The organism is Pseudomonas sp. URMO17WK12:I11 (assembly GCF_007677725.1).
Lineage (GTDB): Bacteria > Pseudomonadota > Gammaproteobacteria > Pseudomonadales > Pseudomonadaceae > Aquipseudomonas.
The window spans coordinates 19,157-45,042 of the sequence record NZ_VEDF01000008.1 but is presented as its reverse complement, the minus strand read 5'-3'; the positions used below and the strand labels follow the sequence as shown (position 1 = coordinate 45,042).

25 protein-coding genes and 1 tRNA gene are annotated in these 25,886 nt (G+C 64.3%); 10 read left to right on the top strand and 16 right to left on the bottom strand.

Annotated elements, in window-relative coordinates; translation table 11 throughout:
* Window positions 1–10: 10 nt before the first annotated feature.
* From FS665_RS16065 to nrdR, 3 genes are read right to left on the bottom strand one after another with little or no spacing between them, the layout of a single operon-like run.
* Window positions 11–676, bottom strand: a complete 666-nt coding sequence (locus FS665_RS16065) for a riboflavin synthase (protein ID WP_145190376.1) — start codon at window positions 674–676, stop codon at window positions 11–13.
* Window positions 677–717: 41 nt separating this feature from the next.
* Window positions 718–1,848 (bottom strand): bifunctional diaminohydroxyphosphoribosylaminopyrimidine deaminase/5-amino-6-(5-phosphoribosylamino)uracil reductase RibD, encoded by a 1,131-nt coding sequence (gene ribD / locus FS665_RS16060; protein ID WP_145190373.1) that lies wholly within the window; start codon window positions 1,846–1,848, stop codon window positions 718–720.
* A gap of 2 nt (window positions 1,849–1,850) precedes the next feature.
* Window positions 1,851–2,315, bottom strand: a complete 465-nt coding sequence (gene nrdR / locus FS665_RS16055; RefSeq protein WP_016393425.1) for a transcriptional regulator NrdR — start codon at window positions 2,313–2,315, stop codon at window positions 1,851–1,853.
* 105 nt (window positions 2,316–2,420) lie between these two features.
* Between nrdR and FS665_RS16050 the strand changes: the two genes are divergently transcribed.
* From FS665_RS16050 to trxA, 3 genes are read left to right on the top strand one after another with little or no spacing between them, the layout of a single operon-like run.
* On the top strand, window positions 2,421–2,876 hold the full coding sequence (locus tag FS665_RS16050; protein WP_145190370.1) for a YbaY family lipoprotein: 456 nt from the start codon (window positions 2,421–2,423) through the stop codon (window positions 2,874–2,876).
* Window positions 2,877–3,536, top strand: coding sequence for a methyltransferase (locus FS665_RS16045; RefSeq protein WP_145190366.1), 660 nt, complete (start codon window positions 2,877–2,879; stop codon window positions 3,534–3,536).
* 31 nt (window positions 3,537–3,567) lie between these two features.
* Window positions 3,568–4,440, top strand: coding sequence for a thioredoxin (trxA, locus tag FS665_RS16040; RefSeq protein ID WP_145190363.1), 873 nt, complete (start codon window positions 3,568–3,570; stop codon window positions 4,438–4,440).
* 57 nt (window positions 4,441–4,497) lie between these two features.
* Here the strand turns inward: trxA and FS665_RS16035 are convergent, their stop codons facing one another.
* Window positions 4,498–4,839, bottom strand: a complete 342-nt coding sequence (locus tag FS665_RS16035; protein ID WP_145190878.1) for a hypothetical protein — start codon at window positions 4,837–4,839, stop codon at window positions 4,498–4,500.
* 129 nt (window positions 4,840–4,968) lie between these two features.
* Between FS665_RS16035 and FS665_RS16030 the strand changes: the two genes are divergently transcribed.
* The 5 genes from FS665_RS16030 (at window position 4,969) to FS665_RS16010 (ending at window position 8,871) form a co-directional block, all read left to right on the top strand.
* Entirely contained in the window at window positions 4,969–5,538 is a 570-nt protein-coding gene (locus FS665_RS16030) for a DUF2796 domain-containing protein (protein ID WP_145190360.1), read from the top strand.
* Between the two features lies 1 nt (window position 5,539).
* Window positions 5,540–6,250, top strand: a complete 711-nt coding sequence (locus FS665_RS16025; RefSeq protein ID WP_145190357.1) for an ABC transporter ATP-binding protein — start codon at window positions 5,540–5,542, stop codon at window positions 6,248–6,250.
* On the top strand, window positions 6,250–7,515 hold the full coding sequence (locus tag FS665_RS16020) for an FtsX-like permease family protein (RefSeq protein WP_145190354.1): 1,266 nt from the start codon (window positions 6,250–6,252) through the stop codon (window positions 7,513–7,515). Before FS665_RS16025 ends, FS665_RS16020 begins: the two co-directional genes overlap by 1 nt.
* Before the next feature lie 11 nt (window positions 7,516–7,526).
* Window positions 7,527–8,078, top strand: coding sequence for a DUF3299 domain-containing protein (locus FS665_RS16015; RefSeq protein WP_256675106.1), 552 nt, complete (start codon window positions 7,527–7,529; stop codon window positions 8,076–8,078).
* A gap of 109 nt (window positions 8,079–8,187) precedes the next feature.
* A complete protein-coding gene (locus tag FS665_RS16010; protein WP_145190351.1) occupies window positions 8,188–8,871 on the top strand; it encodes an OmpW family protein in 684 nt (227 codons plus the stop codon).
* A gap of 74 nt (window positions 8,872–8,945) precedes the next feature.
* Here FS665_RS16010 and FS665_RS16005 read toward each other — a convergent pair whose 3' ends face one another.
* The 3 genes from FS665_RS16005 to FS665_RS15995 all read right to left on the bottom strand — a co-directional run bounded on the left by FS665_RS16005 (window position 8,946) and on the right by FS665_RS15995 (window position 11,790).
* Window positions 8,946–9,878, bottom strand: a complete 933-nt coding sequence (locus tag FS665_RS16005) for an NAD-dependent epimerase/dehydratase family protein (RefSeq protein WP_145190348.1) — start codon at window positions 9,876–9,878, stop codon at window positions 8,946–8,948.
* Window positions 9,871–10,755: a sugar nucleotide-binding protein gene (locus FS665_RS16000; protein WP_145190345.1), complete on the bottom strand. Its 885-nt coding sequence runs from the start codon at window positions 10,753–10,755 to the stop codon at window positions 9,871–9,873. The genes FS665_RS16005 and FS665_RS16000 overlap by 8 nt, the downstream gene beginning before the upstream one ends.
* A 225-nt stretch (window positions 10,756–10,980) precedes the next feature.
* Window positions 10,981–11,790, bottom strand: a complete 810-nt coding sequence (locus tag FS665_RS15995; protein ID WP_145190342.1) for a helix-turn-helix transcriptional regulator — start codon at window positions 11,788–11,790, stop codon at window positions 10,981–10,983.
* 178 nt (window positions 11,791–11,968) lie between these two features.
* Here FS665_RS15995 and FS665_RS15990 point away from each other — a divergent pair, with 178 nt between their 5' ends.
* Together FS665_RS15990 and FS665_RS15985 are read left to right on the top strand one after the other, a co-directional pair.
* Window positions 11,969–13,411, top strand: coding sequence for a sodium:alanine symporter family protein (locus FS665_RS15990; RefSeq protein WP_145190339.1), 1,443 nt, complete (start codon window positions 11,969–11,971; stop codon window positions 13,409–13,411).
* A 72-nt stretch (window positions 13,412–13,483) separates the two neighbouring features.
* The gene (locus FS665_RS15985; protein WP_145190337.1) at window positions 13,484–14,470 is read left to right on the top strand and encodes an asparaginase; all 987 of its coding nucleotides are present in this window, start codon (window positions 13,484–13,486) and stop codon (window positions 14,468–14,470) included.
* A 15-nt stretch (window positions 14,471–14,485) separates the two neighbouring features.
* On the opposite strand, the gene FS665_RS15980 is transcribed toward FS665_RS15985, so the two are convergent.
* The 9 genes from FS665_RS15980 to FS665_RS15940 form a co-directional block, all read right to left on the bottom strand.
* Window positions 14,486–14,581: transfer RNA gene (locus tag FS665_RS15980), tRNA-Sec, on the bottom strand.
* A gap of 6 nt (window positions 14,582–14,587) precedes the next feature.
* Window positions 14,588–16,510, bottom strand: a complete 1,923-nt coding sequence (gene selB, locus FS665_RS15975; RefSeq protein ID WP_145190334.1) for a selenocysteine-specific translation elongation factor — start codon at window positions 16,508–16,510, stop codon at window positions 14,588–14,590.
* On the bottom strand, window positions 16,507–17,934 hold the full coding sequence (gene selA, locus FS665_RS15970) for an L-seryl-tRNA(Sec) selenium transferase (RefSeq protein ID WP_145190331.1): 1,428 nt from the start codon (window positions 17,932–17,934) through the stop codon (window positions 16,507–16,509). The genes selB and selA overlap by 4 nt, the downstream gene beginning before the upstream one ends.
* A 129-nt stretch (window positions 17,935–18,063) precedes the next feature.
* Complete coding sequence (gene fdhE / locus FS665_RS15965; protein WP_145190328.1) at window positions 18,064–18,984, bottom strand: formate dehydrogenase accessory protein FdhE; 921 nt, start codon at window positions 18,982–18,984, stop codon at window positions 18,064–18,066.
* Between the two features lie 4 nt (window positions 18,985–18,988).
* A complete protein-coding gene (locus tag FS665_RS15960; protein ID WP_145190325.1) occupies window positions 18,989–19,645 on the bottom strand; it encodes a formate dehydrogenase subunit gamma in 657 nt (218 codons plus the stop codon).
* Window positions 19,642–20,592 (bottom strand): formate dehydrogenase subunit beta, encoded by a 951-nt coding sequence (gene fdxH, locus FS665_RS15955; RefSeq protein ID WP_145190322.1) that lies wholly within the window; start codon window positions 20,590–20,592, stop codon window positions 19,642–19,644. Before fdxH ends, FS665_RS15960 begins: the two co-directional genes overlap by 4 nt.
* The gene (gene fdnG, locus FS665_RS15950) at window positions 20,592–23,660 is read right to left on the bottom strand and encodes a formate dehydrogenase-N subunit alpha (protein WP_145190319.1); all 3,069 of its coding nucleotides are present in this window, start codon (window positions 23,658–23,660) and stop codon (window positions 20,592–20,594) included. Before fdnG ends, fdxH begins: the two co-directional genes overlap by 1 nt.
* A 229-nt stretch (window positions 23,661–23,889) precedes the next feature.
* Window positions 23,890–24,441, bottom strand: a complete 552-nt coding sequence (locus tag FS665_RS15945) for a single-stranded DNA-binding protein (RefSeq protein WP_145190316.1) — start codon at window positions 24,439–24,441, stop codon at window positions 23,890–23,892.
* A gap of 9 nt (window positions 24,442–24,450) precedes the next feature.
* Window positions 24,451–25,845 (bottom strand): MFS transporter, encoded by a 1,395-nt coding sequence (locus FS665_RS15940; protein ID WP_145190313.1) that lies wholly within the window; start codon window positions 25,843–25,845, stop codon window positions 24,451–24,453.
* Window positions 25,846–25,886: the final 41 nt, after the last annotated feature.

Genomic DNA, 25,886 nt, shown 5'->3' with positions numbered 1-25,886 from the left:
CCCTTCTCAATCAGGATTTCAAGAAGCCGTTGGCGGCCAGGAAGCTTTCGGTAATGCCACTGCCCTTGCTCGGTTCAGCGGCCTTGTCGCCCAGCAGCAAGCGCTCCAGGTAACGGGCCAGCAGGTCGACCTCAAGGTTAACCCGACGCCCTGCGCGGTAGTCGGCCATGATGGTTTCGGACAGGGTGTGCGGGACAATGGTCAGCTCGAACTCGGCGCCATTGACCTCGTTGACCGTCAGGCTGGTGCCATCGACGGTGATCGAGCCCTTGTGGGCGATGTACTTGGCCAGCTCGCGCGGGGCACGCACGCGGAACTGGATGGCGCGGGCGTTATCGCTGCGCGAGATGATTTCGCCGACGCCGTCGACATGGCCGCTGACCAGGTGGCCGCCCAGGCGCGTGGTCGGGGTCAGGGCTTTTTCCAGGTTGACCTTGCTGCCGCTCTTGAGGTCGACGAATGCGCTGCGCTTGAGCGTCTCGACACTGACATCGGCCCAGAACCCGTTGCCTGGCAACTCCACGGCGGTCAGGCACACGCCGTTGACGGCGATGCTGTCGCCGAGCTTGACGTCGCTCAGGTCGAGCTTGCCGGTTTCGACGTACACGCGCACGTCACCGCCCTTGGGCGTCAGGCTGCGGATGGTGCCGATGGATTCGATGATGCCGGTGAACATGGGACTTCCTCAAAAACGGATTGCGCGGGGCAAGCCGGGCATTATACGCCGGGTGCCGGCAGAGGGATGGCAGTGACCCGCCAGTCATCGCCCACCGCGCGCATTTCAGTGATTTTCAAGCGCGGCGCCTGGCTCATGCGCTGCAGCGGCCAGTCGAGCAGCGGCCGCGCCTCGGAGCCCAGGAAGGTACCGGCGACGAACAGCTGGTACTCATCGATCAAGCCCAGGCTGGCGAAGGCGCCGACCAGGCCGGCACCGGCCTCGAGCAGGATCTCGTTGACGCCGCGCTGCGCCAGTACGCGCAGCAGCGCCAGCAGGTCGACCCGGCCATTGTCGCCCGGCAGGCTCAGCAGTTCATGGCCGGCAGCGGCATAGCGCGGGTCATCCGCGACAGCGCTGATCACCAAGGCAGGCCCGGCCTGAAAGAACGGCGCCTGCAACGGCAGGCGCAAACGGCCATCGACCAGCACGCGCAGCGGCGTACGGCTCAGGGCCAAGGCCGTGGTCTCGCCGTCCAGGCCAAGTTCGGTACCGCGCACGGTCATGCGTGCGTCGTCGGCCAGCACGCTGGCGGCACTGGTCAATACCACGCTTGAACGCGCGCGCAGGCGCTGCACCGCCGAGCGCGCGGCAGGGCCGGTGATCCACTGGCTCTCACCACTGGCCATGGCGGTGCGCCCGTCCAGGCTCATTGCCAGTTTGGCGCGCACGAACGGCAGGCCACGTTCCATGCGCTTGAGGAAACCTGGATTGAGCGCACGGGCTTCGGCTTCGAGCACGCCGCTGGCGACCTCGATCCCCACCTCGGCCAGGCGCCGCAGGCCACGGCCGGCAACCTGCGGATTGGGGTCTTGCATGGCCGCGACCACCCGCGCGACGCCGGCCTTGACCAAGGCCTCGGCGCACGGCGGGGTACGGCCATGATGGCTGCAAGGCTCGAGGGTGACGTAGGCACAGGCGCCGCGCGCCAGTTCGCCGGCCTGGCGCAGGGCATGCACCTCGGCGTGCGGCTCACCGGCGCGTACGTGCCAGCCCTCACCGACCACCACGCCGTCGCGCACGATCACGCAGCCGACGCGGGGGTTGGGATGGGTGCTGTACAAGCCCTTGCGCGCCAGTTCCAGCGCACGGGCCATGTAGTGGGCGTCGAGGATCGCGGTCTGGCTGGGCATGCTCACTCTTTGGCCGGCTCGCGGGCCAGGCGGTCGATTTCTTCGCGGAACTCGTCCAGGTCCTGGAAGCGTCGATAGACCGAGGCGAAGCGGATGTAGGCGACTTCGTCGAGCTTGCGCAGCTCGGCCATGACCAGCTCGCCCACCACCAGCGACTTGACCTCGCGCTCGCCGGTGGCGCGCAGGCGGCTCTTGATGTGGGCAAGGGCCGCTTCCAGGCGCTCGACGCTCACCGGGCGTTTTTCCAGGGCGCGCTGCATGCCGGCGCGCAGCTTGTCTTCATCGAAAGGCTGGCGGGTGCCGTCCTGCTTGATCAGGCGCGGCAAGACCAGTTCGGCAGTTTCGAAGGTGGTGAAACGCTCGCCACAGGCGACGCATTCACGACGGCGACGCACCTGTTCGCCCTCGGCGACCAGACGCGAGTCGATGACCTTGGTGTCATTGGCACCGCAAAACGGACAGTGCATGGTGGCAGGCAACAAAAAAAGGGACGGCCATGGTAGCGCATTGCACTGGCAAGACAAGCCAAAGGGGTTAACATCCATACAATTCTGCCCGTGAAGGACCCACCCATGCCCGTTCGTGCGCTCCTCGTGCTGTGCTGCGCCTCCCTGCTCGTCGCCTGCGGCAGCGATCGCCCCAAGACCGCCACCGCCCCTGCCCCCGCGCCGGCCAAGGTGGCGAAAAACGCTACCGAAGCGCTCGGCCCCTTGCCTGCCTACCAGCGCGAGTTGAGCGGTACCTTGCTGGAGATCCCGGCCGGTGCCGACGTGGAGCTGGCACTGCTGGTCATCGACGAGCGTGATCGTCCGCAGCAATTGCTGGCCAGCAGCACCTTGAGCGGCAACGGCCAGGCGCTGCCCTATCGGCTGCGTTTCAACCCCGAGGCCTTCCCGGCCGGTGCTCGCGTCGAATTGCGCGGCCGCGCCAGCCGCTCCGGGCAGTTGATCATGCACCTGCCGCCGCTGCGTATCACCCAGGCCCAGACCCAGGCGACCGGCCCGCTGCGTTTCGAGAAAGCGCCGTAAGTGGCGCCGCTTGCCCTGCAACAGGCGCTCAGCGCCCTGATCGGCGAAGCGCAGCTGGCGGTCAGGGCCTTGCCTGGCTGTGCGCTGAAGCTGTGGCTGATCGATGAGCACAACATGGACCGTGCCTTCAGCAGTGAAGAGACACAGCGCATTCTTGAAGACCCGCCCTACTGGAGCTTCTGCTGGGCCAGCGGCCTGGCGATGGCGCGCTACCTGGCTGCCCATCCGCACTGGGTAGCTGGCAAGCGTGTGCTGGATTTCGGTGCAGGCTCGGGCATCGCCGGTATCGCCGCCGCCCGTGCCGGGGCCCTGGAGGTGGTGGCGTGCGACCTTGACCCCTTGGCCCTGCACGCCTGCCGCGCCAATGCCCGGCTCAATGATGTGGAACTGGGCTACAGCAGCGATTTCTTCGCCGAGGCAGACCGCTTCGATTTGATTCTGGTGGCCGACGTGCTCTACGACCGTGCCAACCTGCCTCTGCTCGATGCCTTTCTCAAGCGTGGCCGGCAAGCGCTGGTGGCCGACTCGCGCGTACGTGATTTCAGCCATCCGCTGTACCGCCACTTGGAGGTACTGCAAGCGCTGACCTTGCCAGACCTGGCCGAACCGCACGAATTCCGCCGGGTCAGCCTGTACCACGCCAGCCGCGAGCCTTTATAGTGGTGCCATTCACGGATTTGCGAGAGTCGCGATGAGCCAGGACACCCCTTACATCTTCGATGCCACCGATGCCACGTTCCAACAGCTGGTGATCGAGAATTCCTTCCACAAGCCGGTACTGGTCGACTTCTGGGCCGAATGGTGTGCGCCCTGCAAGGCGTTGATGCCACTGCTGGCGAAAATCGCCGAAGGCTACCAGGGCGAGCTGCTGCTGGCCAAGATCAACTGCGACGTCGAGCAGCAGGTGGTAGCGCAGTTCGGTATCCGCAGCCTGCCGACCGTGGTGCTGTTCAAAGATGGTCAGCCGGTCGATGGCTTTGCCGGCGCCCAGCCCGAATCGGCCATCCGCGCCATGCTCGAGCCGCACGTGCAGCTGCCGGCCCCTGCCGCGGCCTCGCCGCTCGAAGGTGCCAGGCAACTGTTCGCCGAAAGCCGATTCGCCGAAGCCGAAGCGGCGCTCAAGGCCCTGCTGGGTGAGGACAACAGCAATGCCGAAGCGTTGATCCTGTACGCCCGTTGCCTGGCCGAGCGTGGCGAGCTGGACGAGGCCGAGAGCGTGCTGCAGGCGGTCAAGTCCGACGACCACAAAGCCGCACTGGCCGGTGCCAAGGCGCAACTGACCTTCCTGCGCCAGGCCGCCAGCCTGCCGGAAGTGGCTGACCTGAAGACGCGCCTGGCGCAGAACCCGCACGACGACGAAGCGGCCTATCAGCTGAGCATTCAGCAGTTGGCACGCCAGCAGTACGAGGCGGCGCTGGAGGGTTTGCTGAAACTGTTCCAGCGCAATCGCGGGTATGAGAACGGTTTGCCGCAGAAGGCGATGCTGCAGGTGTTCGAGCTACTGGGCAGTGACCATCCGCTGGTGAGTGTGTATCGGCGGCGTTTGTCTTCGGCGATGTTCTGATGGCGCAATACTGAACCAGGTTTGCCCGCGCTCGCGGGCAGCCTGGGCAGGTGATGCTCACCCTACCCAGCGGTACACCGGTGCATCGGCGCCACTTTCCACCTTCACCTCACTGCTGTGGCGCAGGCGCACCAGCAGGCGTTTGCCGGCCGCTGTGCTGCCTGCCAGGCCTTCGAGGCGATCGAGCAGCAATGGGCCGCTCATTTGCCCGGCCAGACGCAGCAGCTCTTGTGCCGCCTGCCATTGACTGTCATCGGCGCGCGGCGCTGGGGCGACTACCACAGGCTCGACCGGTAGGCCCTGGGTCTGGACTTGCCGCCCCAGCTGCGCCCACTCGTGCGGCTCAAGCTCGATGGTCAGGTCCACTGGCCACTCACCAATCTGCCCGCGAATTCTCATGCTGATGCCCTTGTGCTCAATTGATCGGGCCATGCTACCGCAACATGAAACCTGCGCCACCCGGGCTGGCGGCTCGCTTGACATTCGTTATAACATAACCATCCCCAACCGCCTGTCTTCGGAGTCGTCATGCGTCGTCTGCTGCTTGCCCTGCCTCTCACCCTGTTGCCGCTGGCCATGGCCCACGCCCATGACGAGCACGATCATGCCCACGGCACGCTTGGTGCCCATGAACACGGCGTGGCCAAGCTCAACGCCGTGGTCGACGGCAATACCCTGGAGCTGGAACTCGACAGCCCGGCGATGAACCTGGTGGGTTTTGAACACGCCGCCAGCAGCGATGCCGACAAAGCCAAGGTCGCGGCGGTGCGCCAGCAGTTGGAGCAGCCGCTGAAGCTGTTCGGCCTGGCACCGGCTGCCGGATGCAAGGAAGACCAGCAAGCGCTGGAAAGCCCGCTGTTCGGCGACGCCGGCAAAGCGGACGCTGACGGCGACGAGCATGAGAAGGGCCACGTGCACAGCGACATCAACGCGCATTACCAATTGACCTGCGCCAACCCCGAGAAACTTGCCCAGATCGACCTGTCGCCGCTGTACAAGGCGTTCCCGGCCACGCAGAAGATCATCGTGCAATCGATCGGCGCGAATGGCCAGAAAGGCACCGAGACCTCGCCAGCCAAGGCTGTGGTCACATTCTGAGATGAGCCAGGCACTGATTGAACTGCAAGACCTGCTGTTCGCCTGGCCTGGCCAGGCTGCGCTGCTGGATATCCCGGCATTTCGCCTGGAAGCCGGCGAGGCGCTGTTTCTCAAAGGCCCCAGCGGCAGTGGCAAGACCACCCTGCTCGGGCTGCTGGGCGGGGTGAACAGGCCAGATCAGGGACGTATCCAGTTGCTCGGCCAGGACCTTGCGCTACTCGGCCAAGGCGCCCGGGACCGCTTTCGGGTCGACCACACTGGGTACATCTTTCAGCAGTTCAACCTGCTGCCGTTTCTGTCGGTGCGGGAAAATGTCGAGCTGCCCTGCCGCTTCTCGCGCAGCCGCGCCGAGCGCGCCGCGCAACGCCACGGCAGCGTCGACCAGGCTGCCCGCGAGCTGCTTGCACACCTGGGCCTGGGTGACCCGGCCCTGCTCGCACGGCGTGCCGACAGCCTGTCGATTGGCCAGCAGCAACGCGTCGCTGCGGCACGCGCGCTGATCGGCCAACCGGAACTGGTGATCGCTGACGAGCCGACTTCGGCGCTGGACGCCGACACCCGCGAGTCGTTCATCCGCCTGCTGTTCGACGAATGCCGCGGGGCAGGCTCCAGCCTGTTGTTCGTCAGCCACGACCAAAGCCTGGCGCCGCTGTTCGACCGGCACCTGTCGCTGGCCGAACTCAACCGCGCCGCCACGTCTCGGGAGGCCTGATGTACCTGCTCCGCCTTGCCCTGGCCAGCCTGGCCAACCGCCGCTTCACCGCGTTTCTCACCGCTTTCGCCATCGCCCTGTCGGTATGCCTGCTGCTGGCGGTCGAACGCGTGCGTACCGAAGCGCGCGCCAGCTTCGCCAGCACCATCAGCGGCACCGACCTGATCGTCGGGGCTCGCTCGGGCTCGGTCAATCTGTTGCTCTACTCGGTGTTCCGCATCGGTAATGCGACCAATAACATTCGCTGGGACAGCTTCCAGCATTACGCCCAGGATCGGCGGGTGAAGTGGGCGATCCCGATTTCACTGGGCGACTCGCACCGGGGCTATCGAGTGCTGGGCACCACCGGCGATTATTTCAGCCATTATCAGTACGGGCGTCGGCAGCATCTTGAACTGAGCCAGGGTCGCGCATTCGCCAGTGACCCATTCGAAGTGGTGCTCGGCGCCGAAGTGGCCGACGCCCTGCACTACACGCTTGGCGATAAAGTGGTGCTGGCCCATGGCGTCGCTGCCATCAGCCTGGTCAAGCACGACGACAAGCCGTTCACCGTGGTCGGCGTGCTCAAGCGCACCGGCACGCCCGTGGACCGCACCTTGCACATCAGCCTGGCAGGGATGGAAGCGATCCACATCGATTGGCACAACGGCGTGCCCGCCCGTGGCGCCGGGCGGATCAGCGCCGAGCAGGCCCGCACCATGGACCTGCAGCCCGCGGCCATCACCGCGTTCATGCTCGGCCTGAACAGCAAGATCGCGACCTTCAGCCTGCAGCGCGAGATCAACGACTATCGCAGCGAGCCGCTGCTGGCAATCCTTCCCGGGGTCGCCCTGCAAGAGCTGTGGAGCCTGATGGGGACTGCCGAGCAGGCGTTGTTCGTGGTGTCGTTGTTCGTCGTGCTGACGGGCTTGATCGGCATGCTCACGGCGATTCTCACCAGCCTCAACGAGCGTCGCCGGGAAATGGCCATCTTGCGCTCGGTGGGCGCACGGCCGTGGCACATCGGAGGCCTACTGGTGCTCGAAGCGCTGGCCCTGGCGCTGATCGGCATCGGCGCCGGGCTGGGCTTGCTGTACGCCGGGATCGCCCTGGCCCAGGGCTATGTGCAAGCCAACTACGGGTTGTACCTGCCGCTGGCCGCACCGAGTCCCCATGAGTGGACATTGCTGGCTATCATCCTCGGCGCAGCGCTGCTGATGGGCAGTGTGCCGGCCTGGCGTGCCTATCGGCAGTCGCTGGCCGATGGCCTGTCGATCCACCTCTGAGAACCTGTGCAATGATCCGATACTTCCATGGCCTGCTCGTGGGCAAGCCAGTGCACTTTGCGCTGGCGCTGTTGCTGTCGCTGGCCGTGCCGGCCTGGGCCGCAGAACCGCGCGAGCTGGACTGGCCGGCACTGATCCCCGAGGGCGCGCCGGTCATTGCGCCACAGCTGGCTCCCTTGCACGACATGTCCCAGCTCAGTGACGCGCTGTCGGCCGAATCGGCACCACCGGCCCATCAACAGGCGCCCAATGCTCCGGTGGTGCGAAGCCTCGACGGTCAGCAAGTGAAGATTCCGGGCTACATCGTGCCGCTGGAAGTGAGCGAGGAAGGGCGAACCACGGAGTTTCTGCTGGTGCCGTACTACGGCGCGTGCATCCATGTGCCGCCACCGCCATCGAACCAGATCGTGCACATTTTCAGCGAGATGGGCGTGCGCGTGGAGGACCTGTATCAGCCCTACTGGATCGAGGGCAAGATGCAGGTCAAAGCGTCCAGCAGCGAACTGGCCGATGCTGGTTATCAACTGGAAGCGGAGAAAATCTACGCTTATGAGCTCAAGTGAGAACTGTTTCGAATTTGTGAAGACGCTTCTTTGAGCTGGGTCAAACATTCTGTTTAGACGGCTCCGTACCATTGGACCACTTGATTACTCACGTCCTTTGGGAGCTTCCATGAACAAGTCCATGCTCGGCGCCGTGCTCGCGGCCCTTGCGCTCACCGCCCCCGTTGCCCACGCCCACCAGGCCGGCGACATCATCGTTCGCGCCGGCGCCATCACCACTGCCCCGAACGAAAGCAGCAGCGACCTCAAATTCGATGGCGCCAAGGTTTCCGGAACCAAGGCTACCCTGGACAGCGACACCCAGCTGGGCCTGACCTTCGGCTACATGCTCACCGACCACATCGGCCTTGAGCTGCTGGCAGCCACGCCGTTCCAGCACACCGTTGGGGTCAAGGGCCTGGGCGCGGGCTTGGACGGCAAACTGGCCAACATCAAGCAACTGCCACCTACCTTGTCGGTGCAGTACTACCCGATGGACCCCGGCTCGAAGTTCCAGCCCTATGCGGGCGTCGGTATCAACTACACGCTGTTCTTCGATGAAGACCTCAGCAGCACACGCAAGCAACAGGGTTTCAGCAATCTGAAGCTGCAAGACTCGGTGGGCATCGCCGGGCAACTGGGCATGGACTACATGATCACCGACAACCTGCTGGTCAATGCCTCGGTCTGGTACGTCGACATTGACACCAAGGCCAGCGTCAACGGCCCGACTGCCTTGGGCTACAGCAAGACCAAGGTGGATGTCGATGTCGACCCGTGGGTCTACATGGTCGGCCTTGGTTACAAGTTCTGAAGCGTGTGCAAAGGGCGGCCTGAGCCGCCCTTCTGTATTTCAGCCCTGCCGCAGGGCCAGGCCGAGCCTGCCGATCAGGCCTTGCCGAGCAACTTGGCCAGGCCTTCGACCATGGGCGTTGGCTGGGGAAAGGCGAAGCGTGCCAGCAGGCGTTGGTTGTCTGCCCGCGAATGGCGAATATCGCCCGAACGTGCCTGGCCATAGCTGATTGCCGGCAAACTGCCGACTACCTGCTCCAGCGCCATCAGCAACTGGTTCAGTGAGGTCGCCTGATTCAGCCCGATGTTCACCGCCCCTTCTTCGACCTGCGGCTGCTCCAGCGCCTGCACCATGACCTGCACCAGATCGCCGACGTAGAGGAAGTCACGGGTCTGTTCGCCATCGCCGAACACGGTGATCGGCAAGCCCTGGGTCGCGCGCTCGGCAAAGATGCTGATCACCCCGGAATACGGCGATGACGGGTCCTGGCGCGGACCGAAGATATTGAAGAAACGGAACACCACCGGCTCCAGGCCATGCTGGCGGCGGTAGAAGTCCAGGTATTGCTCGCTGGCCAGCTTGTCCACGGCGTAAGGCGTCAGTGGCGCCTTGGGCGTCTCTTCGCCGATCGACTGGCCCTCACCGTTGTTGCCGTACACCGCTGCGCTCGAGGCGAACAGTACGCGACGCACCCCCTGTACGCGCATGGCTTCGGCAACGTTGAGGGTGCCGATGAAGTTGCTCTGGTGGGTTTTCACCGGGTCTTCGACCGATGCCTGCACGGAGGCCACGGCGGCCAGGTGAACCACGGCCCGGCACCCGGCGGCCGCGCGCTGGACCAACGCGGCGTCGGCGACGTCGCCTTCGATCAACTCGAGCTGCGGGTGGCCCAGCTGCAGGTTGTCAGCCTTGCCGGTCGAAAGATCGTCCAGAATCCGTACGGCGTATCCTTTGTCCAACAGCGCGTCGCACAGGTGCGAGCCAATGAAGCCGGCGCCGCCGGTGATCAGGATGGGGGCATCAGCCATGGCGGTAGAATCGATCCAGTAGAGGCGGCAGACCGGCGCGCCAGGCGCGCGGCTTGATGCCGAAGGTGTGAAGAATTTTCTTGCAGGCCAGCACCGCGTGTTGCGGCTCTTCGCTTGCATCCGGGCGAGCGGCGTGGGCCTGGGCGGTCGGCGCCTGGACCGCCAGCTGGCGGTACTGCCCGGCTTCGCCGAGAATCGCCTGGCCAAGCGCCAGCGGCGTGGTCGCCTCGTTGCCGGCGTAATGGTAGGTGCCCCACAGCGGTGCGTTGCAATCCAGCTGCTTGAGTACCGACAGGATCACCCGCGCGGCGTCATCGACCGGGGTCGGGTTGCCGCGACGATCATCGGCCAGCAGCAGCTCCTGAGGCTGCTCGGCGCGGGTCAGGAAACGCCCCAGCGCACCGTCGATGCTTTCGTCGAGCAACCAGCCAAAGCGCAACAGCACATGCTGTGGGCAGGCCGCGCGCACGCTTTGTTCGATACGCCACAAGGCCTGGCCACGCAGCCCCAGCGGCACCGGTTCGTCCTTCTCGCTGTAGGCAGTGGCGCGCGAGCCGTCGAACACCCGGTAGCTCGAGGGCTGCACCAAGGTGATCTGGTGGTGCTGGCACAACTCGGCCAAGCGCTCCACCGCACGCTCCTGCTGGGCCAGGCGCTGTTCGCTGACCGACTCGGCCTGGAACCAGTCGAAGTAGTAAGCCAGGTTGACCAGGGCATCGGGGCGGTGATCGTCGAGCAACTGAGTGAGGCTTGCCGGCGCCCAGCCATCCTCCGGCGGGCGCGGCGCCAGGAACGAGATGCCCTCCTCGGCCCCAAGACGAATCAGCGCTTGCCCGAGGGCATTGCCACCACCCAACAGCATCAGGCGCATACGCATAGAGTCAGCAGATCCGAACAGAAGATTGAGGAAAAAGGCCATTTTGCGGTTTCCGGGCAGGGAAGTCCAACCTGGGCGGGTTGCGGCATAGTGTTGTGCTGGTTTTCAGATCGAGCGCCGCCCGCGCAGCGCATCGCGAGCTGCGCTCGCTCCTACGAAACAAAGGTAGGAGCGAGCGCAGCTCGCGATGCGCCGGGCGGGCGGCGCTGGATCTCCAAGCACCCTTCACTCAATCTCAAACAAACTGTTGCGCAACGGTCCCACACTCAACCTCTCGCGCACATCGTCATCGATGCGCGGGTCATCGGGCCGGTACAGCTTGACCTGGCGGTACGCGTTGATGCGGTTGATTTCCTCGCCCAGGTACTCCCACACCACCCGCGTGCAGGCCGGGTTGCGGCGGTCGCCGCTGGAGACGCCAGACTTCAAGCCATTCAAGCGAGTGATGCGGCTCTTGAAACTGGGAATCAGGATGGTCTGGCTCATCTCATTGAAGGTCAGCGACTCGTAATCGATCAGAAATACCCGGTCTTGCAACTGAAACGCCGCGCCCAGGTAGCGACAGCGCACCTCGGCGTGCTGGTCGGTGGCACTGGAGCGCTCCTGGCGTTCCTGACGCTCGAACAGAAAGCGCCCCTGCTCTTCCCACAGGTGCACCAACGACACCAGGATCGTCCCCGGCACCGACATGCAGTTGGAATATTCGAAGTAGTAGCCGCAATAGCGTGACAGGTTGCCGGCGTGCTCATGCAGAGGGCGGAACAGTTCGCTGATCGGGTCGCCGGGCTGTTCGGCAACGGTCGAGATGCGGGCGCCGATCAAGCGCTCGAACTGCTCGGCGGGCAGGTTCAGCTCGTAATCCTCGACGCCGAAGAAATCACCGATGCGCTTGAGGTTGAACGGCGTCGGCCGGCTTTGGCCACTGAGGTACTTGTTGAACTGCGCGCGGTTGATCGAGAGCTGCCGGCAAACTTCCGAAATAGAGCGGTAGTGGCTGCAGGCCAGCTTGAGGTTGGTCGCGAAATGATCGCTCATGGCGGGAACTCAGGTGAAGCGAATGGCGCAATTCTAGCATCAAGTCGCGCCAAGTGAGAGCAACCCGCGAAATTGTAACCTCAGTTGTCATGGCCAACCATGCGCCCCAACGAATAGCGGTGCGCCTGCCGTCCGCTGGTCTTTCAATGCGAAGAATAAGAATCGAGGTCATTTTCCAATGCTCGAAGCACTCAACGATTTCCTTTCCGGGAAACTCCTCATCGTGCTGATCGTCGGTCTGGGCGGTTACTTCACCATCCGTTCGCGGTTCGTACAGTTCCGTCATTTCGGCCACATGTTCGCCGTGTTCAAGGACTCGCTGCGTGGCCAGGCAGGCCAGCTGAGCTCCTTCCAGGCCCTGATGCTGAGCCTTGCCGGGCGCGTAGGCGCCGGTAACATCGCCGGTGTCGGCATCGCCGTTACCCTGGGCGGCCCAGGCGCGGTGTTCTGGATGTGGGTCACCGCCCTGGTCGGGATGGCCAGCAGCTTCTTCGAATGTACCCTGGCCCAGGTCTACAAGCGCGCCGATGGCGATGGCCTGTACCGTGGCGGTCCGGCGTACTACATCCTGCACGGCCTCAAGCGCCGCAGCATGGCCATCGTGTTCTCGATCCTGCTGCTGGTCACCTATGGCTTCGCCTTCATCGGCCTGCAGTCCTACACCGTGACCCACTCGCTGCAAAATGCCTTCGACTTCGACCCGAGCCATACCGGGATCGTCCTCGCGGTGCTGCTGGCCATTACCTTCCTCGGCGGCATCAAGCGTATCGCCGCGGTGTCGGACCTGCTGGTACCGATCAAGACCCTGGCTTACATCGGTGTGACGCTGTACGTGATCGGCACGCAGATCGACCATGTGCCGGCGATGCTGGAAACCATCTTCAAAAGCGCCTTCGGCCTTGACCCTGCATTCGCCGGCCTGCTTGGCAGCGCCATCGTCATGGGCGTCAAGCGCGGCGTGTTCGCCAACGAAGCGGGCCTGGGCAGTGCACCCAACGTGGCTGCTGTGGCAGCCGTGAAGCACCCAGGCGCGCAAGGCGTGGTGCAGGCGTTCAGCGTGTTCCTCGACACCTTCGTGATCTGCACCTGCACCGCCCTGCTGATCCTGCTGTCGGGCTTCTACACGCCGGGCTTCGAAGGTGACGGTATTGTCCTGACCCAGAACTCGCTGGCTGCGGTGGTGGGTGACTGGGGCCGTCTGTTCGTCAGCGTGGCGCTGTCGCTGTTCGTGTTCACCTGCATCCTTTACAACTACTACCTGGGCGAAAACAGCCTGCAGTTCCTGACCCGCAATCGCGGCGTGCTGCTGGCGTTCCGTGGCTTGGTGCTGGCCCTGGTGGTATGGGGCTCGATGCAGGACCTGACCACGGTGTTCGCCTTCGCCGACATCACCATGACCTGCCTGGCGTTCGTCAACCTGATCGCCCTGGCGCTGCTGTTCAAGGTCGGCCTGCGGGTGATGCGCGATTACGATGACCAGCGCAAGGCTGGGATCAAGCAGCCGGTGTTCGACGCCTCCAAGTTCGCCGACCTGGACCTGGACCGCAACGCCTGGCCAGTCAATCCTCAGGTGGACACAGCCGCTGACAAAGCAGTTGGCCAGGCTCAGCCGCAGCGCTGATACCCTCCCCTGCCCAGCCGCCCCGCTCGCGGGCGGCTGCTCACACTCCGCTCACCGCTACGGAAGCTTTCCATGCGTGCAGTCAAGAACCTCCTCGTGCTTTATACCGGTGGCACCATCGGCATGCTCGAAACCGCCGAAGGCCTCGCGCCCGCCGGTGGCTTCGAGGCGCGGATGCGCGACCACTTCGCCCAGTTGACCGATGCGCCACAAGTGCCTTGGACGCTGCACGAACTCAACCCGCTGCTCGACAGCGCGAACATGCAGCAGCACAACTGGCTGGCCATGCGCGATGCCATCGTCGCTGCCGTGGATGACGGCCACGACGGCGTGCTGATCCTGCATGGCACCGATAGCCTGGCCTACAGCGCTGCGGCATTGTCGTTCCTGTTGTTAGGGTTGCCGATCCCGGTGTTGCTGACCGGCTCCATGCTGCCTGCCGGCGCCCCAGACAGTGATGCCTGGCCGAACCTGTGCGGTGCGCTGCGCCAGTTCGAGCAGGGCTTGCAGGACGGCGTGCAGCTGTTCTTCCACGGCCAACTGCTTGGCGGGACACGCGCCTCGAAGCTGCGTAGCGAAGCATTCGATGCCTTCAAGGCACTGCCACGTCATCGCCAGGGTGAGAGGGCCGCCGAGGTGCCGAGCGCCTTGACTTACCGCCAGCGGCGCACGCGCGTCAATCTCGCGCTGATGCCGGTGTACCCAGGCTTGCAAGCCGCGCACCTGGCAGGTTTGCTCGACAGCGGCGTACAAGGGCTGTTGCTGGAATGCTATGGCAGCGGTACCGGACCTTCGGATGACCTGGCATTGCTCGAGGTGCTGCGCGCGGCGCGCCAGCGCGGCGTGCTGCTGGTAGCCATCAGCCAATGCCCGGAAGGCGCGGTGGAGTTCGACACCTATGCGGCAGGCAATCGCCTGCGTAGCGCCGGTTTGATCAGTGGCGGGGGCATGACGCGCGAAGCTGCGCTGGGCAAGATGTTCGCCTTGCTCGGGGCAGGACTGGATGTGGCAGCAGCCGAGCACTGGTTCGCCCTGGACCTGTGCGGGGAACGCGCCTGAGCGCCGCAGCGTTGATGGCGGAAGGCAGCGGGAGTCGAACCTGCCCGGGAACGGCTGCCGTCCCCAACCGGGTTTGAAGCCCGGCCGCGCCACCGGGCGCGATTGCCTTCCTTGAATTCAGTGCCCGGCGTGCTGCTGGGCCAGCGCGTTGTCGCCACGGACATGGCGCTGTTCGCCCACCCGGCGGGTCAGGCCGAGACGGTCGAAATACTCCAGGATCTGCACGCTGCGCTTGCGACCGATGCCCAACATATCGCGAAACGCAGCAACCTGCACTATCGATGTTGCACTGGCCTGCGCCAGCAGCAGCTCTGCCATGCGCCCCAGGGTAGCCTGCGGGTAGAACAGGTCGCGCACCACCTGATGCACCAACCCCAGCCGCGCCAGCTTGCGCAACAACAGGCGCACGTCCGCTTCGGTGCAGGCTTCTTCCGCCGCCAGGGTTCTGACCCACGGCGGATCATACCGGCCTTCGAGCAACCTGGGCAGCAGCCGTGCCCACAACGCGCTGTCGGCTTCACTGAGCTGTACCTGATGCTCTGGCAGATGCAACCAGGGGCCACTGCTGGCAAGCGCGCCGGCATCGAGCAATTGCGCCAGGGCACTGACGAATGCCGGTCGATCGAGCGGTAAAGCGGCAAAGCGGCGTAACCGATCACGATCAGGACCGAGCTGGTCGGGTTCCCGCTCGTGGAACCGCGCCATCGCTTGCAGCAGTTGATCTTTCAGTGACTGCCACTGGCTTTCGGCGAACAGCAGCGGACCTTGGCGGGTGTCCACGACCTTCACGTCCTGCGGCAACTGCCAGGTGTCGCGCAGGCGATTGAACTGATGCTCCAGGCGCTGCGGATCCAGCCCCCCTGGTGCACTGGCCAACAAGCCGGGCAAGGCATCCTCCAAAGCGTCGGCAGCCTCGAGCACCTGCAACTGGCGCAGGCGTTCCTCGCTGCGCCGTTTGCGGCTTGGGGCGAACGGATCGAGCACCCGGCCGCCGCCTAACGTGCGCTGGGCGCGCTGATCGCGCAGCACCAGGCGATCACCATGCACCGCCTGCAAGGGAGCGTTGAGCAGCAACTGCGCGAACATGCGCTGACCGGCAACCAGGCTCTGGCCTTCGAGCAAGGCTACCCGCGCCGTCACATCCTGAGTGCCAAGGTGCACGTGCACGGCGCTGAAGTGCTCGAGGGCACGCGTTTCGCCAGGCAGCAACTGCAAGACGATATCCACGCGCACACTGGGCGCGTGCAACCATTGCGGCACCAACCAATCGCCACGTCGCACCTGCTCCACAGCCAAGCGTTCGGCCGCAATGTTCAGCGCCACCCGCTGACCGGCCTCTGCCACCAGTGCCGCCTGGTTCTGCGCGTGCAGGCCGCGCACCCGCACGGCTCGCCCGGCCTTGCCCAGTGCCAGGGTATCGCCAGCCGTAACGCGCCCGGCGAGCGCGGTGCCGGTGACTACAACACCGGCGCCAGTTACCGCGAATACCCGGTCGACCGCCAGGCGAAAACCGCCGTGCGCGCTGCGCCGCTGGACCTGCGCCTGGCTGTGCAGCAGTGCCTGGCGCAGGTCCTCGATGCCTTGCCCGCTGACACTCGAGAGCGGAAACTGCCGCGCTTGTGCATAGGGCCCCGCCGCCAGCAACTCGCTGACTTGCGCCTGCACCTGGGCCAGACGTGCCGGCTCCACCCGATCGCACTTGCTGATCGCCACCAGCATCTGCGCGATGCCCAGCAGCTCGATGATCGCCAGGTGCTCACGGGTCTGCGGCATCACACCGTCATCGGCCGCTACCACCAACAGCACCAGGTCGATGCCATGGGCGCCGGCGAGCATGTTGTGAATGAAGCGCTCATGCCCAGGCACATCGATGAAACCCGTCAAGCCGGCGCCTTCGCCGAGTGCGGCGTAACGGTAGCCGAGGTCGATGGTCATGCCCCGAGCACGCTCTTCCTGGCGTTGATCGCCGGCCTGGCCGGTCAAGGCCTGCAGCAGCGCAGTCTTGCCGTGGTCGATATGTCCGGCGGTGCCGACAATCACGACGCCAGCCCCAGGTGCAGCGCAGGCAGCTGCGCCAGCCACTGTTGCTCGTCGTCCAGTTGCCGCAGGTCGAGCCACAGGGCGTCATCGCCGATGCGACCGAGCACTGGCACCGGTAGTTCGCGCAGGGCTCGCTCCAGGACATGCAAGCTGCGCCCGCGCAGCTTCTTCGACACATGCGCCCGCACGCACAACGCCGCACTGGGCAGACGCGCGACCGGCTGGCTGCCGCTGCCGATCATGCCCAGGGCCGGCTGCACGCTGACGTCCCAGTGCTGACCAAGGCGTGCTTGCAGGTGCGGCGCCAGGCGCTCGGCCTGCTGCTGGATGTCCGCCTGGCTGCGGGTCAGCAGGCGCAGACTCGGCAGCCGCTCAGCCAGACGGTCGGGATTGCGGTAGAGCGCCAACACCGCTTCGAGCGCGGCGAGGGTGATCTTGTCGACGCGCAATGCGCGTTTGAGCGGGTTTTTCTTGATCTTGGCGATCAGCGCCTTGCGCCCGACGATGATCCCGGCTTGCGGTCCGCCCAACAGCTTGTCGCCGCTGAACGTGACGATGTCGGCGCCGTCGGCCAGGGCCTGGCGCACCGTGGGTTCAGCAGGCAGGCCCCAGCGTGTGAGGTCGAGCAGGCTGCCGCTGCCCAGGTCTTCGAGCAACGGCAGCCCATGGCGCTGGGCAATGCTGGCCAATTCGGCAGTCGGCACCTGGTGAGTGAAGCCCTCGATGCTGTAGTTACTGCAATGCACGCGCATCAGCAGGCCGGTGCGCGGCCCGATGGCAGCTTCATAGTCACGCGCGTGGGTACGGTTGGTGGTGCCGATCTCGTGCAGCCGGACCCCGGCGCGGGCCATGATGTCGGGGATGCGGAAGGCGCCGCCGATCTCGATCAGCTCGCCCCGTGAAATGACGCCCTCCTTGCGCGCCCCCAGGCTGTTGAGCGCCAACAACACCGCCGCAGCATTGTTGTTGACCACGGTAACGGCCTCGGCGCCAGTGAGTTCGCGGATCAGGCCCTCGATCAGGTCATCGCGGTCGCCACGCTTGCCGCTGGCCAGGTCGAACTCCAGGTTCAGCGGATAACGAGCGGCGCTCTGCATGGCCTCGACCGCTTCCTCGGGCAGCAGCGCACGGCCCAGGTTGGTATGCAGCACGGTGCCGGTCAGGTTGAAGACCCGCCGCACCTGACTGCGCTGCTGAATCGCCAGCCGTTCGCCGGCACGCCCGAGCAGGACCTCCTGGGCCAGTTCGGCAGCGCTGAGCTGGCCCTGGCGGGTGGCCTCGCGCAGGTCATCGAGCAACTGCCGCAAGGTTGCCAGCACGGCATCGCGACCGTAGCGATCGATCAACGGCAGGCCGGCTGGGTGGCGCAGGAGGGTGTCGATGGAGGGCAGGCGTAGGGTGTCGCTGGTGAGGCTGGCGGGCATGCGGTACTACCTTGGACTGATCCGTTGTCTGTGAGGGCGCTCTCGCAGACGAGCCAGCGCCTGCTGGTGGGTGCAGGCGCGGGCCCATTCGCGAAAGCGGCGAACCGAGGGTCAGTGTAGCCAGTTGCACTACCCTGGCGCGAACATCAGGTTCGGTGCCAGGCGCCGATAGCCCTCCTCGTCCAGACGCAGGTCCAGGCCCAGGCTGGCCAGGTCATCGGCCAACGGTTCGGCCCAGGCATCGTTTTCCAGGTAATGCTGCTTCAGGTAACTGTGGCAATTGGGGCAGCACTCGGCTTGCAGCGGTGCCTTGCCCGGGGCGCGTCGGTCATCTTCCAGGCTGGTGTAGCGCAAGTCTTTGCTCGAATCGCAGTACACGCACTTGACGCGCACCACATGCCACTCGCAAGCGCACAGCGAACAGGCCAGGTAACGCAGGCCATTGTGCTTGCCCCGGTTACGCACCACCCCTGCCATGGCCGGCGAGCCGCAGGCCGGGCACTGGGCCAGGCTCGCGGCTGGCTTGAGTTCCGCTGCCGGCAGCGCCAGCAACCAACTCGACCAGGCCGCCTGCAAGGCGGCACCAATGAACGGCACCAGCGCTGCCGGCACGGCATCGTATTGGCCTGCCAGCAAAGCGATGCCCCAAGCCTTGCGCTGGCCTTCGTCACTGACGCGCAAATGCTGCAAGGCCTGCTCGAGCGGGCCGCTGGCGTCGGCCTCGAAGTCATCGAGCAACGCCTGCAACCACACCAGCCACGCCCCTTCACGCACCAGGCTGTCGGCCGCCAGGGGCGGCAACCCATGACTTATGCACAGGCGCTGACGCTGCTCGACCACCGGCAGCGGGCTCGGTGGGTTATCCACAAGCCGCTGCTGCACCAGGCAGAGTCTGGCGACCAGTTGCAGGTACTGACCAAGGGCATTGCCGGCTGCCAATTGCTCGAGCCGCGCTGCGCGCGCGGCGAACAGGTTGCCGGGGGGCAGGTGCAGAAACGGCGGCATGACCGCCGACGCTTCGATCTGCCCAGGTTCGAGTATGCTGCTCAACGGTTCATCCTTTTTTTCGTACGTGATCGCCCGACGGTTTATCGCCAGTCACATCGCGGTACCACAGTTCATGATGCTTGCGTGCCCAGGCGCGGCTGACCCAGCCATGCAGCATGGCGCCCACGGAGCCCTTGATCCAGATCCCCGCGTAGATGTGCACGATGATGCTGAGCACCAGCACAAAAGCCGCGAAGGCATGCAACAGCGCACTCAGGCGAATCGTGTCGATGCCGAACCAGTGACTGAAATAGGCGCGCCAGATCACCACGCCACTGACCAGCAGGACCAGCATGCACACCAGCAACGTCCAGAACAGCAGCTTCTGTCCGGCGTTGTACTTGCCGATCGCCGGCACCCCCTCTTCTTTGTTGAGCATGACTCGATCGATACGGCGCAGCCACAGGCGGTCATTGGCGTTGATGAAGTTCGCTCGCCAGAAACGCACCACCAGGCCGATGAAGAACACGAACATCGCCACGCCCAGAAACGGGTGCAGGATGCGCGTCCAAGGCCCACCACCGAACAGATGGCTGAGCCAGAACAGCGCCGGATGAAACAGCGCCAGCCCGGACAGCGCGGCAGTCATGAACAGGATCGCCACGATCCAGTGGTTGGTGCGCTCGTTGGCGGTATAGCGCAGGATCGGTTTATCGTCGTTCATGGCCGCTGCTCCCCTTGCCCACCGGGTTTGGTCGGATCGTAGACATGCACTGCAGGATCCACCTCATGCACACTCGCATCGGCGGGCAGTGGGTGCTCATCCTCCTCCACCCGCTGCGGACCGACCCGCACATAGTGGAAGAACCCGGCCACCACTGCCGCGCCCATCGCCAGCAGGGCCAGCGGTTTGGTGAAGCCTTTCCACAACCCTACCAATGGGCTGATCACCGGTTGGTCCGGCAGGCCGGCGTACAGCTTGGGCGTGTCGGCATGATGCAGCACATACATGACATGGGTGCCGCCGACACCGTCGGGGTCATACAGCCCGGCGTTGTCGTAGCCACGCGACTGCAAATCGACGATGCGCTCGGCAGCATGCACCTTCATCTCGTCCTTGGTGCCAAAGACGATGGCGCCGGTCGGGCAGGTTTTCACACAGGCCGGCTCCAGGCCTACGCTGACCCGGTCCGAGCACAAGGTGCATTTGTAGGCCTTGTGGTCCTTCTGCGAGATGCGTGGAATGTTGAACGGGCAGCCGGTGATGCAGTAACCGCAACCGATGCAGTGGTCCTGATTGAAATCGACGATGCCGTTGGCATGCTTGATGATCGCGCCCGGGCTTGGGCAGGCTTTCAGGCAGCCGGGCTCGGCGCAATGCATGCAGCCATCCTTGCGGATCAACCACTCCAGGTTGCCATCGTCACGCTCATGTTCGGTAAAGCGCATCAGGGTCCAGGTTTCGGCCGTAAGGTCCTGGGGGTTGTCGTAGGTGCCGTGGTTGTGGCCGACCTCGTCACGCAGTTCGTTCCACTCCGAACACGCCACCTGGCAGGCCTTGCAGCCAATGCACTTGGTGGTGTCGATGAGCTTGGCGACTTGATCGACCTGGCGTACCGAGGGCGGCACGGTGGTGGTGGCCGAGCGGGCAATGATGTCTTGGCTGGCCATCAGAGTTTCTCCACTTTGACGAGGAACGACTTGGACTCCGGCGTCTGCGTGTTGCCATCACCGAGGAACGGTACCAAGGTGTTGGTCAGGTAGCCGTGCCGTGTGGCGCCGGTGAAGCCCCAGTGCAAGGGGATGCCGATCTGGTGCACGGTCTGATTGTTCACCTGCAACGGACGTATTCGCTTGGTCACCACCGCGACCGCATCGATGTGCCCGCGTTTGCTCGACACGCGCACCCGGTCACCCGCCTTGATCCCCTTCTCGTTGGCCAGCACCTCGCCGATCTCGACAAATTGCTCGGGCTGGGCGATTGCATTGAGGCGGCAGTGCTTGCTCCAGAAGTGGAAGTGCTCGGTCAGGCGGTAGGTGGTCGCTGCGTAGGGGAACTCGTCATGCTTGCCCAGCGTCTGCCATACCGAATCGAAGATCCGCCCGGCTGGGTTGCTGGTGGCCTTCTTGTTGTGCGGATGCAGCGGGTTGATGCCAATCGGCGTTTCGAACGGCTCGTAGTGCTCGGGGAATGGCCCCTCGGCCATCTTGTCGATGGCGAAGAACCGCGCCACGCCCTCGGGGTTCATGATGAACGGGTTCATGCCTGCCTCAGGCGGCGAGTCGACCTTGAAGTCGGGCACGTCGGTACCGGTCCAGGCCTTGCCGTTCCACCACACCAGGCGCTTTTTCTCTGCATCCCAAGGTTTACCCTGCGGGTCGCTGGAGGCGCGGTTGTAGAGAATGCGCCGGTTGGCCGGCCAGGCCCAGGCCCAGTTCTGCACCTGATGCATGCCGTACGGGTCGCTGTTGTCACGACGAGCCATCTGGTTACCCTGCTCGGTCCAGCAACCGGCGAAGATCCAGCAGCCCGATGCAGTACTGCCATCGTCCTTGAGCTGCCCGAAGCCCGCCAGCTGTTGGCCCGACTTGATCAGCGCACCGGTTGGATCGGTCACGTCGGTCACCGCCCAGCCGTTCATTTCCTTGGCCAGCTCTTCCGGGGACGGCTCGTCGGCGATCCTGTACGGCCAATGGATGTTCATGATTGGGTCGGGGTACGCCCCGCCTTCTGCCTGATAACGCTGGCGCAGGCGTATGAACAATTCGCTCATGATTTGCACGTCGGTGCGCGTCTCGCCGGGCCCATCAGCGCCTTTCCAGTGCCATTGCAGCCAACGGCTGCTGTTGACCAACGAGCCATCCTCCTCGGCGAAGCAGGTTGTGGGCAGGCGGATCACTTCGGTCTGGATGCTGGCGGTGTCGACGTCGTTGTAGGGGCCGGCGTTGCGCCAGAACTCAGAGGTTTCGGTCGCCAATGGGTCCATCACCACCAACCACTTGAGCTTGCCAAGGGCGGCGGTGACGCGGTTTTTGTCCGGCAACGCGGCGATCGGGTTGAAGCCCTGGCACATGTAGCCATTGACCTTGCCCTGGCTCATCATCTCGAACATGCGCAGCACGTCGTAAGCCGGCACATCGAGCTTGGGCAGCCAATCGTAGCCCCAGTTGTTCTCGGCGGTGGCGTTCGGCCCGTACCAGGCCTTCATCAGGCTGACGTGGAATTTGCCGTAGTTCTGCCAGTACGAGAGTTGCCCTGGCCGCAACGGCTTGGAGGCACGCTTGTCGATATAAGCGGTGTAGTCCTGCTCGGCATCACCCGCCAGGGTCAGGTAGCCCGGCAGCGAATTGGACAGCAGGCCCAGGTCGGTCAGGCCCTGGATATTGGAGTGGCCACGCAGGGCGTTGACGCCCCCACCGGGCATGCCAACGTTGCCCAGCAGCAGCTGGACCATGGCCGCACTGCGGATGATCTGCGCGCCAATCGAATGCTGCGTCCAGCCCAGCGCGTACAGGATCGTCATAGTCTTGCCCGGTACCGAGCAGGTAGCGATCTCTTCCCAGACTTTCATCATGGCGTCCTGCGGCATGCCGCAGGTCATGCTCGCCAGCTCCGGGGTGTAGCGACTGTAGTGCTGCTTCATCAGCTGGAACACGCAGCGCGGGTGCTGCAGGGTTGGGTCGACCTTGGCAAAGCCATCTTCACCCAACTCATAGCCCCAGCCCGACTTGTCGGCATACACGCGCTTGGCCTCGTCATAGCCGCTGAACAGGCCATCTTCGAAGCCGTAACCCTCTTTGACGATGAACGTCACGTCGGTGTAGTTGCGCACGTATTCGTGCTGGATCTGATCGGTGCTCAGCAGGTAATTGATCAGCCCGCCCATGAAAGCGATGTCGGTGCCGGTGCGGATCGGTGCGTAGTAATCGGCCACCGAAGCGGTACGGGTAAACCTTGGGTCGACCACGATCAGCCGCGCCTTGTTGTGCGCCTTGGCCTCGGTCACCCATTTGAAGCCGCACGGATGCGCTTCTGCTGCGTTGCCGCCCATCACCAGGACCAGATTCGCATTGGCGATATCGGACCAGTGATTGGTCATGGCGCCACGGCCGTACGTCGGGGCAAGACTTGCCACCGTCGGGCCGTGTCAGACACGCGCTTGGTTATCGAACCCCAGCATGCCAGTTGCGCGAACGACCTTGTGGGTCAGGTAGCCAGCTTCGCTGGAGGCCGCAGAGGCTGCGAGGAAGCCGGTGGTAAGCCAGCGATTGACCGTCTGCCCCTGGGCGTTCTTCTCGATGAAGTTGGCGTCGCGGTCCTCTTTCATCAGGTGCGCGACACGCTCGAGCGCCTCGTCCCAGCTGACCTGCACCCACTCGTTGCTGCCAGGCTTGCGCAGCTGCGGGTATTTCAACCGGCTCTCGCTGTGGATGAAGTCGAGCAGGCCGGCACCTTTGGGGCACAACGTGCCGCGGTTGACCGGGTGATCGGCATCGCCTTCGATGTGAATGATGTTCTGTTTGACGTTTTTGCCCGCATCGCCCTGGCTGTACATGATCAGGCCGCAGCCGACCGAGCAGTAGGGGCAGGTGTTGCGCGTTTCTTTGGTATGCGCCAGCTTGAAGTGGCGCACCTGCTCGGCGAAGGCTGGGGTCGGGGCCATGCCCAACGCCGCCAGGCTCGAGCCTCCAAGGCCGATCGCGGCGACCTTGAAGAACTGCCGACGGTTGAGATCCATCGTGCACTCCTGATCAGTTGCGGACGCACGGAGCTTGGCCGGCGCCTCTTGGTAATCACGGTTGGCGGCCGGTTGAAGGCTACCAACAGGTAAGACTAGTCAAGAATTGAAAAGGTGCGATGACATGCGTCACAGCGACCGTCGATTCAAACTTTACGCCCCAAAATGAAAAAGCCCCCGCAAAGCAGGGGCTCCAGACATCATCTTTACAAAATGTCTCAGCTATATCCTAGAACGGGATATCGTCATCGAAGCTGTCGAAGTCAGCCGCCGGCTGCGGGGCTGGCTGCTGAGGTGCCGGGCGCTGTTGCTGCTGCTGCGGGCGCTGGGCCTGCTGGCGAGGTGGCGCCTGGTTGTACTGCTGCTGGCCGCCACCTTGGTTGTAGTTGCCGCCAGCCTGGTTGTACGGATCACCGCCACCTTGCTGTTGGCCTTGCGGACGGCCGCCGAGCAATTGCATGGTGCCGTTGATGTCGACGATGATTTCCGTGGTGTAGCGCTTGATGCCGTCCTTTTCCCATTCACGGGTCTGCAGCTTGCCCTCGATGTAGCACTGCGAGCCCTTGCGCAGGTACTCGCCAGCGATCTCGGCAACCTTGCCGAACAGCGACACACGGTGCCACTCGGTACGCTCGACCTTCTGGCCGGATTGCTTGTCGGTCCACTGCTCGCTGGTGGCCAGGCTCAGGTTGGTCACGGCGTTACCGTTGGGCAGGTAGCGGACTTCGGGATCCTGACCGCAGGTGCCGACCAGAATGACTTTGTTAACCCCACGGGCCATAACGTTCTCCTAGGCTTCGCACGCCGATGAGGCTGGATTCACCAGTCGCTCGAGGGTCGCGCGGTCCAAAATTTTCGTATCCAGTTTGATATAGATGGCGGCTTCGTCTTGCACCACCACCGCGTCGGTCACACCCGGCACGGCCAGCAAGCGCTCAGTCAGGCCAACCTCCTGCAGCGCTTGCGGCGTCAACGGCAGGCGCAGGCTGGTCACATAGGGCGGCTCGTTCATGCCCAGGGCGACGATCAGCCAGATGGCGCACAACACCGCGCAGCCAAGGAACACCGTATTCAGCCCACCATGCTGAAACAACCAGCCGCCGAGGATGCCGCCCAGCGCCGCACCCAGGAACTGGCTGGTGGAATACACCCCCATCGCCGTTCCCTTGCCGCCGGCAGGCGACACCTTGCTGACCAGCGAGGGCAGCGAAGCTTCCAACAGGTTGAATGCGGTGAAGAATACCACGGTGCCAAGCACCAGTCCGCGCAAACCGTCAGCCCACTCCCAGAAGTATATCTCCGTGAGCAGCAAGACAGTCACCGCACCGGCCAATACGCGTTTCATCTTGCGTTTTTTTTCGCCGTAAATGATGAACGGTACCATTGCAAAAAATGAGACGAACAACGCGGTCAGGTACACCCACCAATGCTCCTCCTTGGGCAGGCCGCCACGCTCGACGAACGCCAGCGGTAGCGCCACGAAGCTGGCCATGAGGATGGCGTGCAGCACGAAAATGCTCACATCCAGGCGCAAAAGGTCCGGATGACGCAGGGTCGGGCCGAGTGCCTGGCGGGCCACGCCCGATTCGCGGTGCTGCAGGGTGCTGTGCGATGTGGGCACGACGAAGGCGATCAGCAGGATGCCGACCAGGGCGAGTCCTGCAGTGGTCAGGAATAATCCTGACAACCCGAAGGCGCTGGTCAACAGCGGGCCGACGACCATCGCCACGGCGAACGATAACCCGATGCTCATGCCGATCATGGCCATGGCCTTGGTCCGGTGCTGCTCGCGGGTGAGGTCGGAGAGCAACGCCATGACCGCAGCTGAAATCGCCCCGGCGCCCTGCAGGATGCGCCCGGCGATCACGCCCCAGATGGAATCGGCCTGGGCCGCCAGCACGCTGCCCAAGGCAAACACCAGCAAGCCCAGGTAGATCACCGGACGGCGGCCGATGCGATCGGAAATCATCCCGAACGGGATCTGCAGCACGGCCTGGGTCAGGCCATAGGCGCCAATGGCAAGGCCGATCAGCGCAGGCGTGGCACCTGCCAGGTCCATGCCGTAGGTAGCCAGCACGGGCAATACCATGAACATGCCCAGCATACGAAAGGCAAAGACCAAGGCCAGGCCGCCTGCAGCGCGGGTTTCGCCGCTGCTCATGCGCTCGTTGTGGGTGTCGTGCATGGATAAACCTCGTGTGAACCGGCGGCGATTCTATCAGTCCG